The 12,450-nt window shown below is 74.2% G+C and carries 13 protein-coding genes; 6 read left to right on the forward strand and 7 right to left on the reverse strand.

The annotated features are described in order from the left end of the window. Window positions 1-7 precede the first annotated feature (7 nt). Window positions 8-355, reverse strand: coding sequence for a MerR family transcriptional regulator (locus tag ABZ321_RS23115; protein ID WP_354894405.1), 348 nt, complete (start codon window positions 353-355; stop codon window positions 8-10). A 59-nt stretch (window positions 356-414) separates the two neighbouring features. Between ABZ321_RS23115 and ABZ321_RS23120 the strand changes: the two genes are divergently transcribed. Further along, window positions 415-1,287, forward strand: a complete 873-nt coding sequence (locus ABZ321_RS23120) for an NAD(P)-binding domain-containing protein (RefSeq protein WP_354894408.1) — start codon at window positions 415-417, stop codon at window positions 1,285-1,287. A 115-nt stretch (window positions 1,288-1,402) separates the two neighbouring features. Here the strand turns inward: ABZ321_RS23120 and ABZ321_RS23125 are convergent, their stop codons facing one another. Then, window positions 1,403-2,149, reverse strand: coding sequence for an SDR family oxidoreductase (locus tag ABZ321_RS23125; RefSeq protein ID WP_354894411.1), 747 nt, complete (start codon window positions 2,147-2,149; stop codon window positions 1,403-1,405). A 34-nt stretch (window positions 2,150-2,183) separates the two neighbouring features. Further along, the gene (locus ABZ321_RS23130) at window positions 2,184-2,582 is read right to left on the reverse strand and encodes a cupin domain-containing protein (protein ID WP_344499924.1); all 399 of its coding nucleotides are present in this window, start codon (window positions 2,580-2,582) and stop codon (window positions 2,184-2,186) included. Between the two features lie 114 nt (window positions 2,583-2,696). Here ABZ321_RS23130 and ABZ321_RS23135 point away from each other — a divergent pair, with 114 nt between their 5' ends. Both ABZ321_RS23135 and ABZ321_RS23140 read left to right on the forward strand, forming a co-directional pair. Next, on the forward strand, window positions 2,697-3,263 hold the full coding sequence (locus tag ABZ321_RS23135) for a hypothetical protein (protein WP_344499926.1): 567 nt from the start codon (window positions 2,697-2,699) through the stop codon (window positions 3,261-3,263). A 90-nt stretch (window positions 3,264-3,353) separates the two neighbouring features. Further along, window positions 3,354-3,860 carry a hypothetical protein gene (locus ABZ321_RS23140; RefSeq protein WP_354894415.1) on the forward strand — a complete coding sequence of 169 codons (507 nt, stop codon included), beginning with the start codon at window positions 3,354-3,356 and terminating at the stop codon, window positions 3,858-3,860. 8 nt (window positions 3,861-3,868) lie between these two features. On the opposite strand, the gene ABZ321_RS23145 is transcribed toward ABZ321_RS23140, so the two are convergent. Both ABZ321_RS23145 and ABZ321_RS23150 read right to left on the reverse strand, forming a co-directional pair. Further along, the gene (locus ABZ321_RS23145) at window positions 3,869-4,639 is read right to left on the reverse strand and encodes a phosphotransferase (protein WP_354894418.1); all 771 of its coding nucleotides are present in this window, start codon (window positions 4,637-4,639) and stop codon (window positions 3,869-3,871) included. Continuing rightward, on the reverse strand, window positions 4,636-5,571 hold the full coding sequence (locus tag ABZ321_RS23150; protein WP_344499932.1) for a 5,10-methylenetetrahydrofolate reductase: 936 nt from the start codon (window positions 5,569-5,571) through the stop codon (window positions 4,636-4,638). The genes ABZ321_RS23145 and ABZ321_RS23150 overlap by 4 nt, the downstream gene beginning before the upstream one ends. Window positions 5,572-5,710: 139 nt before the next feature. On the opposite strand from ABZ321_RS23150, the gene ABZ321_RS23155 reads away from it, so the two are divergent. Then, window positions 5,711-6,445, forward strand: a complete 735-nt coding sequence (locus tag ABZ321_RS23155; RefSeq protein WP_354894421.1) for an ABC transporter ATP-binding protein — start codon at window positions 5,711-5,713, stop codon at window positions 6,443-6,445. 8 nt (window positions 6,446-6,453) lie between these two features. Beyond that, window positions 6,454-8,991: an ABC transporter permease gene (locus ABZ321_RS23160; protein WP_354894424.1), complete on the forward strand. Its 2,538-nt coding sequence runs from the start codon at window positions 6,454-6,456 to the stop codon at window positions 8,989-8,991. 93 nt (window positions 8,992-9,084) lie between these two features. Here the strand turns inward: ABZ321_RS23160 and ABZ321_RS23165 are convergent, their stop codons facing one another. Both ABZ321_RS23165 and ABZ321_RS23170 read right to left on the reverse strand, forming a co-directional pair. Beyond that, on the reverse strand, window positions 9,085-9,732 hold the full coding sequence (locus tag ABZ321_RS23165) for a response regulator transcription factor (protein WP_344499938.1): 648 nt from the start codon (window positions 9,730-9,732) through the stop codon (window positions 9,085-9,087). Continuing rightward, window positions 9,720-10,862, reverse strand: a complete 1,143-nt coding sequence (locus ABZ321_RS23170) for a histidine kinase (RefSeq protein ID WP_354894427.1) — start codon at window positions 10,860-10,862, stop codon at window positions 9,720-9,722. The genes ABZ321_RS23165 and ABZ321_RS23170 overlap by 13 nt, the downstream gene beginning before the upstream one ends. Before the next feature lie 99 nt (window positions 10,863-10,961). On the opposite strand from ABZ321_RS23170, the gene ABZ321_RS23175 reads away from it, so the two are divergent. Then, a complete protein-coding gene (locus tag ABZ321_RS23175) occupies window positions 10,962-12,449 on the forward strand; it encodes a phenylacetate--CoA ligase family protein (protein WP_354894430.1) in 1,488 nt (495 codons plus the stop codon). Window position 12,450 lies beyond the last annotated feature (1 nt).

A 12,450-nucleotide genomic window follows, 5' to 3' on the forward strand; every position in this document is an offset into this window, starting at 1 on the left:
GCACCCGTCAAGGGCCCTGGATCAGGCGGTCCAGGATGGCGCGGGCGGCGGCGAGCTTCTCGATGGACCGGGTGATCCGGGTGCGCTCCTCGGCGAGCCCGTCGAGCAGCTCCGGGCAGGTTGGAGCGAGCACGGTCGTGTCGTCCGGGACGCAGGGCAGGATCTCGGCGATCACGGTCGTGCCCAGTCCGGCGGAGAGCAGGAGCTGGATGTGCCCGACGGTGTGGACCGCCCGCTGGTCGTAGTCGCGGTAGCCGCTCGCGCGGCGGGTGGGGTGCAGCAGCCCCTGCTCCTCGTAGTAGCGCAGGGCTCTCGGCGTGGTGCCGGTCCGGCGGGCGAGCTCGCTGATCCGCATGCCCTGCACTGCATCAGGACTTGACCTTCACGTCAACGTGAACGTTTACGGTCGGCGCCGTGACAGACACCGACATCGCGATTCTCGGGCTCGGTCCGATGGGCCGGGCGCTCGCCGCGGCGGCGCTCGCCGCCGGCCGCTCCACAGTGGTCTGGAACCGGACGCCGCAGCGCGCGGCGCCGCTCGTCGAGAAGGGCGCGGTGCTCGCGCCGTCGGCCGGCGACGCGGTGGCCGGGGCAAGGGTCACCGTCGCATGCCTGCTCGACTATTCCGCCGTCCGGGCGTGTGTGGCGCCCGTACGGGACCGCTTCGGGGGCACCCTCGTCAACCTGAGCAGCGGGCCCGCAGCGCAGGCGCGCGCCATGGCGGACTGGGCCGGGCAGCACGGCATCGACTACCTCGACGGGGCGATCCTCACGCCGGCGCCGACGATCGGGACACCCGCCGCGACGGTGCTCTACAGTGGCGCCCGCCGCTCGTACGAGCGAAACCGCCGCACCCTGGAAGCCTTCGGCGGGACAGGTGTCCACCTCGGTGAGGACGCCGGCGCGGCGGCGGCCTACGAGATGGCGCTGCTCGACGTGTTCGCCATGTCGGTCGGCGGGCTCGCGCACGCGTTCGCGCTGGCCATGGCGGAGGGCATCGAGCCGGCCGCGTTCGCGCGCTTCGCCAGGGGCATCGGCGCCATGCTGCCCGGCATGGCCGACCGCTTCGCCGACCAGCTGACCGAGGGCCGCTTCCCCGCCGACATCTCCAGCATCGCGTCCGCCGGCTCCGCGGTCGCCCACGTCGCCGACGCCGCCACGGCCCGCGGCATCGACGCCGCCCCGCTGCGCGCCGTCCAGCGCATCGTCGACCGCGCCGTCGCCGCGGGCCACGGCGGCGACAGCTACGCCCGCCTCGCCCAGCTCCTCCGCGAGCCCGCGACCTGACCGGACGAGACCGGCACGCGAGTGGCGGTCCGGCTCGTCCGGCAGGGGTTCGTCGCTGAGGCCGTCGACCTCGTGCGCGTGCCGGTGGAAGCGCGCGCGGTGTTCTGGCAGCGGTTCAGCGGACAGGGACGCGGGCGGACCAGTCCTCGAAGTGGGTCGGGGCGATGACGACGCCGGGGCGGGGGATGAGGGCGTCGCCCGGGACGGCGGCGAACAGGCCCGCCGAACTGTCCGTGATGACCGGGCGAGGGTCGTGGTGGGCGGCGAGGGCGAGACGGCCCAGCGCGTCGAGGGAGAAGACGTCGGGGCCGGCGACCTCCCGGGTGCCCCGCAACGGCGCTCCGACGCTGACGTCGGCGACGGCGCGGGCCACGTCGTCGGCGGCGATCGGCTGGATCGGGGTGGCCGGCAGGCGCACGGCGTGCTCGTCGGAGGTCCACGACATCACCGTGTCGATGAACTCGAAGAACTGGGTGGCGCGGATGATGGAGTACGGCACCGGGGCGGACTTCAGGATGTCCTCCTGCGTGATCTTCGCCCGGTAGTAGGCGAGGTTGGGCACGCGGTCGATGCCGACGATCGACAGCAGGACCGTGTGGCCGACGTCCTCGGCGACGGCCGCCCGCAGCAGGTTGTCCATCGTGGTGCGGAAGAACGCCGCCGCCCTGTCGTCGAACGTCGGCGAGCTGGTCACGTTGATCACGACGTCGGCGCCGCGCAGGCCTTCGGTGACGCCCCGGCCGGTGAACAGGTCGAGACCGGTGGACAGGGCGTGCGGCACGGCCCGGTGGCCACGCGAGGTGAGGATGTCGACCACCCGTGAGCCGATGCGGCCGGTGCCGCCGATCACAGCGATGTGCATGATGCCCTCCCTACAAGGCGTTCCTACAAGGCGTTCAGAGCTGGGACTCCCTGGACAGCGTTCGGAGCTCGGCCTCGTCGACGAGCGTCAGCATCGGCTCGCCGGGGGCGCAGAACATGGTGACGATGAAGCGGAGCGGGACGTCGTCGCGGTTGTTGCCGTCCCGGAAGTGGATGACGTCGCCGCCCGGCTCCCAGAACGCCTCCCCGGCCTTGACCACCCGCGGCGGCGAGCCCTGCAGCTCGAACAGCATCTCGCCCTCGAGGACGAAACCGAACGCGGGCCCGGGGTGCCGGTGCGGCGGCGTGCCGGGGTCTCCCGGCGGGAACTCCACCATGACCGTCATCTCGTGCGCGTCGGCCGGGATCCACGGCGGTGTCGCCTCCTGGACGACGGTGACCGCCGACCTCCAGGCATCAGAGTGAGCCTTCATGCCGGCGCACTACCCGGCCAGACCGGGCCCACACAAGCCGCCGGCGAGAGGGTGAGGCCGAGCCGTCCCGCGTCGCAGTAGCGTCGGACGTGGCTACCTCGGAAGGGATTCGTGATGTCCTCAACCGCAGTCCTGCTCGTCGCCATCATCGTCGTGCTCGTCATCGCGCTCATCGCGGTCAGCTACAGCCGGCACCGTCGCACCAATGAGCTCAAGCAGCAGTTCGGGCCCGAGTACGACCGGGCGATCGGCGAGCAGTCGAGCCGCCGCGCGGCCGAGCGCGACCTGCAGCAGCGCCAGCGCCGCCACGACGAGCTGGAACTCAGGGAGCTCGATCCTCAGCAGCGGCAGCGGTACGCGGAGCAATGGGAGCGCATGCAGGCCCACTTCGTGGAGGAGCCGGAGGCGGCCACCCGCGAGGCCGACGACCTGGTGACGAAGGTGATGCACGAGCGCGGATACCCGACCGGGGACTTCGACGTCCGGGTCCAGGACCTCAGCGTCGACCACGCCGAGACGCTCGGCCACTACCGCGAGGCCCACGAGATCAATCAGGTGAACGAGCGTGGGCAGGCGTCGACGGAGCAGCTCCGCCAGGCGCTGATGCACTACCGCCTGCTGTTCGCCGAGCTGCTCGGCGACCCCTCGGGCGGCGGCCGGCCGATCCCCAGGCACGGCTGAGACCAAAGGCACGGCTGAGACAAAGGCACGGCTGAGACACAGGGAACCACAGGGAACCGCTGAGACGCAGGGATGCAAGGAGGCGCGACCGTGATCCGAGACGACAACGCTCCCGTCGGTGGGGGCCAGGCGCCGCAGCCACCCGGGGCGTTCCAGACGCCGCCCGCGACGCCGCCACCCACGACCACCACGAGCGCGGGCGAGCCGGCCGCGCCGCAGACGACCACCACGAGCGCGGGCGGACCGGCCGCGCCGCAGACGACCACCACGAGCGCGGGCGAACCGGCCGCGCCGCAGACCACCACCGCCGCCGCGCCGGAAGGCGTCCGCGACCTGAGCATCTGGGACACCGGCAAGGCCGACGAGTTCCGGCACCGCTGGCACGACGTGCAGACCCACTTCGTCGAGGACCCCCGCGGCAGCGTCACCGAGGCGCGCCAGCTGGTCGACGAGGCGATGCAGGCCCTGTCCGCCAGCGTCCACGAGCGCGAGGACCAGCTCGAACGCGCCGGCGCCCGCTCCTCGGACAGCACCGAGGGCATGCGCGACACGGTCCTGCGGTACCACCAGCTGCTGGACCGGCTCCTGACGGTCTAGAACCGGTATCAGAACGCGGCGAGCTCGGCGGCCGCCGTCTCCAGCGTCGCGTCGGTGCCGTGTGCCAGCATCCGCACGAACGTGGCGTCGCCGGCCGCCGCGGCGCGACGGACCTCCGCCGCCATGGCGAGGACCCGCCGGCGCACGACGCCGACGAAGTCGCCGGTCGGGCCGGGCCACCCGTACGCGTCGAGGAACAACCGCAGCCGGCGCGGCCGGTCGGCGAACGCCGTGAACCCCTCCGCCGCCACCACGTGCCGCGCGTGCAGCGGCACCCACCCGAACGCGACCGACGCCAGGTCCTCCTCGACCGTGGCGGGCGCGGCGAGGTCCCAGTCGAAGAACCCGGCCAGCCGCCCGCCGGACCAGACCGCGTTGTACGGCGCGGCGTCGTTGTGCGCGATGACGAGCCCGGGCCGCCAGACGCTCCCGTCGCGCCAGACCGCGCCGTCCGGCGGCACGAACGTCGCGACGGCGGCGTGGTAGTCGCGCAGCCAGGTGGCCACCTGGCGCAGCGCGTCGTCGCTGTGCACCCAGTCCGGCCACGGCCGCTGCGCGCCGACGACCGTGCCGGGCAGGAAGGACAGCACCTCCCGGCCCTGGTCGTCGAGGCCGAGCGCGCGCGGCGCACGGTCGAACCCGGCGGTCTCCAGGTGCCGCAGCAGCAGGTGTACGGCCGGCGTCCACGCCCCCGCGGCCCGCCGGACGGTGTCGCCCACGCGGACCGCGCCGTTGTCGAACCCGCCGGCGAGGCGCTGCCCGTCGCCTTCAGCGGTCAACGGCGCTCCCGCAGCAGCGCCGCGACGTCGGCCGCCAGCCGGATCGTGGCCTCGATCTCGGCGCGGCGGATCGAGACGCTCTCGACGTTGAAGCCGTACGGCATGCCGAGGTGCTCGCAGAAGTCGGCGAGGTCCCGGGCGATCGCCATGGCCTGCCGGTAGGACTCGGCGAGCGGGTCGTCGGAGTAGCGGATCGAGTTCTGCAGCCAGCGGGGCACGTCGACGCCCAGCCAGCGGACGAACTCGAGCGTCTTGAGCGACCCGCACAGCGACAGCGTGAAGACGACGGTCCGCGGCGCCGTCCCCCGCTCCCGGCACGCGTAGAAGTAGTCGGAGAGCAGGTTCTTGGTGTCGTTCACGTGGTACACGACCTGCGAGACGAAGAACGAGCAGCCGCGCTCCTGCTTGGCCAGCATGCGCAGGTGCTCGTCGCCGCCGCGGGTGTGCCGCTCGCCGATGACCACCGCACCCAGCGGCAGGTCGGGACGGACCTCCTGCCGCACGGCCTGGGCGCGGCGCATGTCGGTGCGCACCGACTTGTCGCCCGACGACGCGCCGACGAAGACGCTGAGGACCCGGCTCGGGTCGGCGTGCCGCAGCCAGTCGGCGAGGTCGTCCTCGTGGTACTTGCCGACGCAGCGGTAGATGATCGTCGGCTTGTCCCAGCCGCCGAGGTGCTGCGCGTGGAACACGGCCGGGTCCATCGTCGGCAGGTACGGGAACGGCCGCTCGTCGGGGTTGCGGTCCGACTCGTCGTCGATGTCGTACAGGATGAGGCCGTCGACGTCGAGCCCGGCGAGCCGGTCGAGCGTCACCGCGGCGATCTCCTTGACCCGCTCATCGCTCTCGCTGCGCCGCGGCGGTGTCAGGCTGAACAGCAGGATCCCCGACCGCGCCTCCGCCAGCTTCTGGTGAAGACCACTTCCAGACATCCCATCACCTTACGAGCCGACCCCCGCCGCGGACGATGTCACCCGACTCACGCCTCAGCGGCACTACAGCCCGCTGTACCACGGATGCGGTGGCGCGGGGTATCGGTCCTGGTCGCCGCCGTGCCTAGCCTCGGAGGGCATGAGATCCAACTGTGCGGTGCGCCTCGATGCGGTGTCGAAGGTGTACGGGTCGGGCAAGCACGCGGTGCGCGCGCTCGACGGGGTGACGGCCGGGTTCGCGCGCGGGACGTTCACCGCGGTCATGGGGCCGTCCGGATCCGGCAAGAGCACGCTGCTCAACTGCGCGGCGGGACTGGACCGCCCGACGTCGGGGCGGGTGCTGCTGGGCGACACGGAGCTGTCCGGCCGGTCCGAGACCGAGCTGACGCAGCTGCGGCGGGACCGGATCGGGTTCGTGTTCCAGGCGTACAACCTGCTCGGCGCGCTGAGCGTGGCGGACAACGTCACGCTGCCGCTGCGGCTGGCCGGGAAGCCGGTCGACCGCGGGCGGCTGGCGGGCGTCCTCGCCGCGGTCGGGCTCGCCGAGCACCACGACCGGCGGCCGGGCAGCCTCTCCGGCGGCCAGCAGCAGCGGGTGGCGGTCGCCCGGGCGCTGATCACCGGGCCGGACCTGGTGTGCGCCGACGAGCCGACCGGCGCGCTGGACAGCCGCAGCGGCCGCCAGGTCCTGGATCTGCTCAGGAGGACCGTCGACGAGCTCGGCCAGACGGTGCTGATGGTCACGCACGACCCGGTCGCCGCGGCGTGGGCCGACACCGTCGTGTTCCTCGCCGACGGGAGGCTGGCCGGCGAGCTGCACCGGCCGTCCGCGGAGCGGATCGCGCAGCGGCTGACGCACCTGGGGGATGCGTGAACCGGCGAATGCTGTGGCTTGCTGTGTGGCTGGCAGGGAGCACCGTCAGGGACCGCAAGGGCGCGTTCGTGGCCGCGTTCGTGGCGGTGGTGTTCGGTTCGGCGGTGATCACGGCGTGCGGGATCCTGCTGGAGAGCAGCGAGCGCTCCGGGGCTCCCACCGAACGCTACCGGGCCGCCGACCTCGTGGTGGGTGCCCCGCAGGCGCTGCCGGTGGCCGACGACGTCGACCCGCGGTTCGCTGAGCGGGCCACCCTGCCGGCCGCCAAGGTCGCGGAGATCGCGCGGGTTCCCGGTGTACGGGCGGCGATCGCCGACGTGAGCGTCCCGGTGAGCCTGCTGACGGCCGACGCGTCGGATGGACGCCCTGTGCTGGGGCACGGCTGGGGATCCGCCGCGCTCGGCCCGGTCACGATCAGCGCCGGACGGGCGCCGGCCGCGCCGCGGGACGTGGTGCTGGACGCCGCGTTGGCCGATCGGGCCGGCATCACCGCCGGCGCGGACGTCCGGCTCGCGGTCGGCTCGAACACGACCACGTACAGGGTGACCGGCATCGCGGTGCCGCCGGGGAGCCGGCAGCCCGCGGTGTACTTCACCGACGAGCGGGCCATGGAGCTGACCGGCCGGCCGGACCGGGTGGCCGTGATCGGCGTGCTGGCCGCTCCCGGCGTCGACGACCTCGCTCGCGCCGTCAAGGACGCGGTCCCGGGTGTGGTCGTCTACGCGGGCAGGGACCGCGGCGAGGCCGAGTTCCTCGACGTCGGCGCGACGCGGTCGTTCATCACCGAACTGTCGTTCGCCTTCGGCGGCAGCATGGTCGTGGTGATCATGGTCGTCGTCGGGAGCACCCTCGCGCTGTCCGTACGGCAGCGGCTGCGGGAACTGGCCCTCCTGCGGGCGATCGGCGCGACCCCGAAACAGGTGCTGCGCATGATCGCCGCGGAGACCGTGCTGGTGGGCGCGCTCGGCGCGGTGCTCGGCGTGGTCCCGGGCATCGGGCTCGCCTTCCTCCTGCGCGGCGTCTTCGTCCTCGCCGGTGCGGTGCCGGACGACTTCGAGCTGTCGATCGGCCCGCTGCCGCTGCTGGCCGCGACGGTGCTGTGCCTGATCGGCGCCCGCCTCGGCGGCTGGATCGCGGCCCGGCGCGCGGCCAGGCTCAGGCCGGTCGACGCGCTCGGCGAGGCCGCCGCGGAGCCGGCGAGACTCGGCCGGATCCGGTTGGCCGCCGGCCTGCTGCTCGTCCCCGCAGGCCTGGCCATGGCGATCGTGCCGCCGCTGCGGGTGCCCGGCGAGGGCGCCGCCGAGGGCGCCGCGTTCTCGGCGTTCCTGCTGGTCTTCGCCGTCGGGCTGCTCGGGCCGCGGCTGCTCACCGGCGCCGTCCGCGTCCTGAGCCCCTGGCTGCACCGCGGGTCGGGCGTCAGCGGGTTCCTCGCGACCGCGAACGCCCGCGCCAACTCCCGGCGGCTCGCCGCGGCGACCACCCCGCTGATCATCGGCGTCACCCTCGCGGCCGGGCAGCTCTTCAGCGGCACGACCGCGGGCGCGGCCGCCCTGGAGCAGGCCGGTGACGGGCTGCGCGCCGGCTACGTCGTCACCGCGACCTCCGCGGGGGTGTCGCCCGAGGTCGCCGACTCGCTGCGGGACGTGCCGGGCGTCGCGGCGGTGACCCCGCTCGTGCGCACGCGGACCCTCGCCCTCTTCGGCTCCGGCGACGACCGGCAGATCCGCAGCTACGCCACCCAAGGGGTCACCGGCGACCGGCTCGCGGCGACCCTGGACCTCGGCGTGCTCGAGGGCGACGTCGCGGACCTGCGGGGCGACACGGTGGCGTTGAGCCGTATCGCCGCGGGCACCCTCGGCGCGACGCTCGGCGGCACCGTCGACCTCCGGCTCGGCGACGGCACGCCGGTCACCCCGACGGTCGTGGCGATCTACGAGCGTGGCCTCGGCCTCGGCGACGTCACCCTGCCGCACGACCTCGTCCTGGCGCACACCACGGACCGGCTGGACTTCGCCGTGCTGGTCGCGGCGGCGCCGGGCACCGACGCCCGGGCGGTCGGCGACGCGCTGCGGTCCGCCGTCCGGGACCTGCCGACGGTCCGGGTCAGCGACCGGGACTCGTTCGTGGCCGCGCAACAGGACGCCACCGCCGGCGAGTCGGTGGTCGGCCTCGTCCTCAACGCGGTGCTCCTCGGCTACCTCGCGATCGCGGTGGTGAACACGCTGGTGATGGCGACCGCCGCGCGCTTCCGCGAGTTCGCGCTGCTGCGGCTGGTCGGCGCGAGCCCCGGGCAGGTGCGCGCGATGATGCGCGGCGAGACGAGGATCGTCGTCGTGGCCGCCGTGGTCATCGGGTCGCTGGCCGCGCTCCCGTCGCTGGTCGGCACGAGCCTCGCGCTGACCAGGACGCCGATCCCGTCGGTGCCGCCGCCGATGTACGCCGGGATCGTGGCTGTCGCGGCACTGCTCGGCTGGGCGGCGATCATGACGGCGACCCGGATCGCGATGCGGCCGGCGCCGGTCGACGCGATCGGCGCCCGCTCGTGAACGCCTCAGCCGCCGTCGCCTGGGATCGGCGTCCGTTCGTGAGGGCCACGACCCGCCGTCGCCGCGCGCGAGTGAGGGCCTCGGCGTGGTCGCTCAGCGGCCGGCGGCGTTGAGGTAGGCGAGGACGGCCAGCACGCGGCGGTGGCCGCTGTCGGTGACGGCGAGGCCGAGCTTGGCGAAGATGTTGCCGATGTGCTTGTGCACGGCGTTGTCCGTGATGACGAGCCGGGCGCCGATGGCGGTGTTGTCGAGGCCCTGCGCCATCAGCCCGAGCACCTCGCGTTCGCGGGGCGTGAGGGCGGCGAGCGGGTCGCCGGCGCGCTGCACCAGCTGGGCGATGACCTCGGGGTCCATCGCGCTGCCGCCGTCGGCGACCCGGCGCAGCGCGTCGACGAACCCGTCGACCCGGCTGACCCGGTCCTTGAGGAGGTAGCCGACGCCACCGCCGGCGGTGGCGAGCAGCTCCGCGGCGTACTGCTGCTCCACGTACTGCGACAGCACCAGCACCGGCAGCCCGGGGTGCTCCCGCCGGGCCTGCAGTGCGGCCCGGATCCCCTCGTCGCGGAACGTCGGCGGCAGCCGGACGTCGACGATCGTCACGTCGGGCCGGTGCTCCCGCACGGCGGCGAGGAACCCGTCAGCGTCCTGCGCGACGGCCGCGATCTGGAAGCCGGCCCGGCCGAGCAGCAGCTCCAGCCCGGTGGACAGCAGCACGTTGTCCTCGGCGATCACCACCCGCACGGCAGCTCCACGGTCACGGTCGTCGGCCCGCCGGCCGGGCTGTCGACGTCGACGGCGCCGTCCAGCGCGAGCACCCGGCGGCGGATCCCGGCGAGACCGGTGCCCCGCCGCTCGTCGGCGCCGCCGGCACCGTCGTCGGTGACCACCACCGACAGCCGGCCCGCGGCGCGGCCGACCCGTACCCGGGCCGCGGTCGCGCCGCTGTGCTTGGCGACGTTGGTGAGCGCCTCGGCGACGGCGAAGTACACGACGGCCTCCACGGCGGCTGGGACCCGCTCGAACTCACCGATCTCCAGCCGGGTCGGCACGCCGCAGCGGGTGACCACGGCGGTCAGGGCGCCGTCGAGCCCCCGGTCGGCGAGGATCGGCGGGTACACGGACCGGATCACCTCACGCAGCTCGGCCATCGCCTCCTCGGTGCCCTCGTGCGCGTCCCGGAGCAGCCCCTCCACGAACTGCTCGTCCCGCGGCGACTCGGCGAACGCCTGCCGGGCCACGGCCAGCCGCATCGCGATGGCGACGAGCCGGGCCTGGGTGCCGTCGTGCAGGTCCCGCTCGATCCGGCGCAGCTCCGCGCCGTGCGCGTCGAGCACGTCCGCCCTGGTCCGGGTCAGCACGGCGACCCGCTCGGCGAGCTCCTCGCCGGCCCGGCGCGCCAGCACCGCCACGCAGATCCGGGCGTGCGCGCGGGCGACCGGCGGGAAGGCCACGAAGGCCAGCGCGGCGAGCAGCCCGATCTGCAGCGGCCCGAGGGTCAGCGCCGTCGCCCACCCGGTCACCGGGACGTCGATGAACAGCCGCGGCCGCTCCACGAACGGAAACGCCCACCACAGCGGCGTCGCGATCAGCGCGACCACGATGTTGCCCACGCACAGCAGCGCCGGCAGCCCGAACGCCACGCCGGTGACCGCGTGCACCGGCAGCCACAGCAGGGCGCCGGCCGTCCGGCCCGTCGCCGCGTGCGCCCACGCCGCCCGCAGCGTGGGCCGCGCCCCAGACGCCGGGTCGAGCAGCCGCCGGGCGCGGTCGCGGTGCCAGGCCGCCCACCACCGGGCGAGCCGCGGCACGCACAGCAGCGGCAGCGCGAGCACGGTGCCGACCGCGGACAGCAACGCGCCCAAGAGGTACACACCGCCCCGCCGCGCCGCCCGCACGGCGTCGAGTCTGCCCAAAGATCGCCGCGCCCGCCAATACAATCGGCCGGGCCTGAAGCGGACGGAGTGCGGACAGTGGATGACAGGGCGCAGCGGGTCCTCGCGGGCCTGCGCGAGTTCTACGAGGCACCACCGGGCGCGGCGGCGGTGGAGGACGGCGCCGAGCGGGCGCTGCGGCTGTTTCACGACGTCGCCGCGAGCGTGCCCGCGTACCGGTCGTTCCTGCGGGAGCGCGGCGTCGACCCGGCCGGCATCGCCACGGCGGGCGACCTCGCGCGGGTGCCGCTGCTGACGAAGGCCGACTACCACCGCAGGTATCCGCTGCCGGAGCTGTGCCGCGGGGGGACGCTCGACGGCGCCGAGACGGTCGCCGTGTCGTCCGGGTCGTCGGGGCAGCCGACCGTGTGGCCGCGCTCCGTGCCGGACGAGCTCGTCGTCGCCCGCCGGTTCGAGCAGGCGCTGGTCGGCAGCTTCCGGGCCGACCGCCGGCGCACGCTGGTCGTGGTGTGCTTCGCGCTCGGGTCGTGGGTCGGCGGCATGTACACCGCCGCCGCCTGCCGGCACCTGGCGGCGAAGGGCTACCCGGTCACGGTGGCGACGCCCGGCAACAACGTCGACGAGATCCTGCGGGTCGTCCAGGAGCTGGGGCCGCACTTCGAGCAGGTGGTCCTCGCGGGGTACCCGCCGTTCGTGAAGAACGTCGTGGACGCCGGCCGGGAGCGGGGCGTGGACTGGCCCGCGTACGCGATCAAGCTGCTGCTCGCCGGTGAGGTCTTCAGCGAGGAGTGGCGCACGCTCGTCGGCGCCAGGGCCGGGATGGCGGACCCGCTGTCGGACTCGGTCTCGCTGTACGGCACCGCCGACGCCGGCGTCCTGGGCACGGAGACGCCGCTGAGCGTGGCGATCCGGCGGTTCCTCGCCGGCCGCCCCGACGCCGCCCGCGCGCTGTTCGGCGACCCGCGGCTGCCGACGCTCGTGCAGTACGACCCGGCGACCCGCTACTTCGAGACCCACGAGGGCACGCTGCTCTTCACCGGCGACGGCGGGATCCCGCTGGTCCGCTACCACATCGCCGACGAGGGCGGCCTGCTGTCGCACGAGGCGATGCTCGCGTACTGCGCCGGCCTGGGCTTCGACCCGGAGGAGGGCCTGGACGCCGGCGCCGCCCCGCGGCTGCCGTTCGTGTGGGTCTTCGGCCGGTCGCTGTTCACCGTGTCGTACTTCGGCGCCAACATCTACCCGGAGAACGTGACCGTCGCCCTGGAACGCGACGGCATCAGCGACTGGGTCACGGGCAAGTTCGTCCTGCAGGTCCTCTCCGACAGCGACGAGGAGCGCCACCTGTCCGTCGTGGCGGAGCTCGCGCAGGGCGAGACCGGCGACCCCACAAGAGTCGGGCAGCTGGCCGGCGCGATCCGGGACGAGCTGCGCAGGCTCAACAGCGAGTTCGCCAACTACGTCCCGGCCGCCTACCAGACACCGCGGGTCGAGCTGCGCCCCACCGGCGACCCCGAGTACTTCCCGCCGCAGGTCAAGCACCGCTACACCCGCCCGGCCGAGTGAC

It is taken from the genome of Dactylosporangium sp. NPDC006015, assembly GCF_040614215.1.
Taxonomy (GTDB): Bacteria; Actinomycetota; Actinomycetes; order Mycobacteriales; family Micromonosporaceae; genus Dactylosporangium; species Dactylosporangium maewongense.

Excerpts from the sequence above, each read along its gene's own strand:
- ABZ321_RS23130 (WP_344499924.1), bottom strand. The coding sequence starts at position 2,582 with ATGAAGGCTCACTCTGATGCCTGGAGGTCGGCGGTCACCGTCGTCCAG.
- ABZ321_RS23135 (WP_344499926.1), top strand. The coding sequence starts at position 2,697 with ATGTCCTCAACCGCAGTCCTGCTCGTCGCCATCATCGTCGTGCTCGTC.
- ABZ321_RS23115 (WP_354894405.1), bottom strand. The coding sequence starts at position 355 with ATGCGGATCAGCGAGCTCGCCCGCCGGACCGGCACCACGCCGAGAGCC.
- ABZ321_RS23150 (WP_344499932.1), bottom strand. The coding sequence starts at position 5,571 with ATGTCTGGAAGTGGTCTTCACCAGAAGCTGGCGGAGGCGCGGTCGGGG.
- ABZ321_RS23155 (WP_354894421.1), top strand. The coding sequence starts at position 5,711 with ATGAGATCCAACTGTGCGGTGCGCCTCGATGCGGTGTCGAAGGTGTAC.
- ABZ321_RS23160 (WP_354894424.1), top strand. The coding sequence starts at position 6,454 with ATGCTGTGGCTTGCTGTGTGGCTGGCAGGGAGCACCGTCAGGGACCGC.
- ABZ321_RS23125 (WP_354894411.1), bottom strand. The coding sequence starts at position 2,149 with ATGCACATCGCTGTGATCGGCGGCACCGGCCGCATCGGCTCACGGGTG.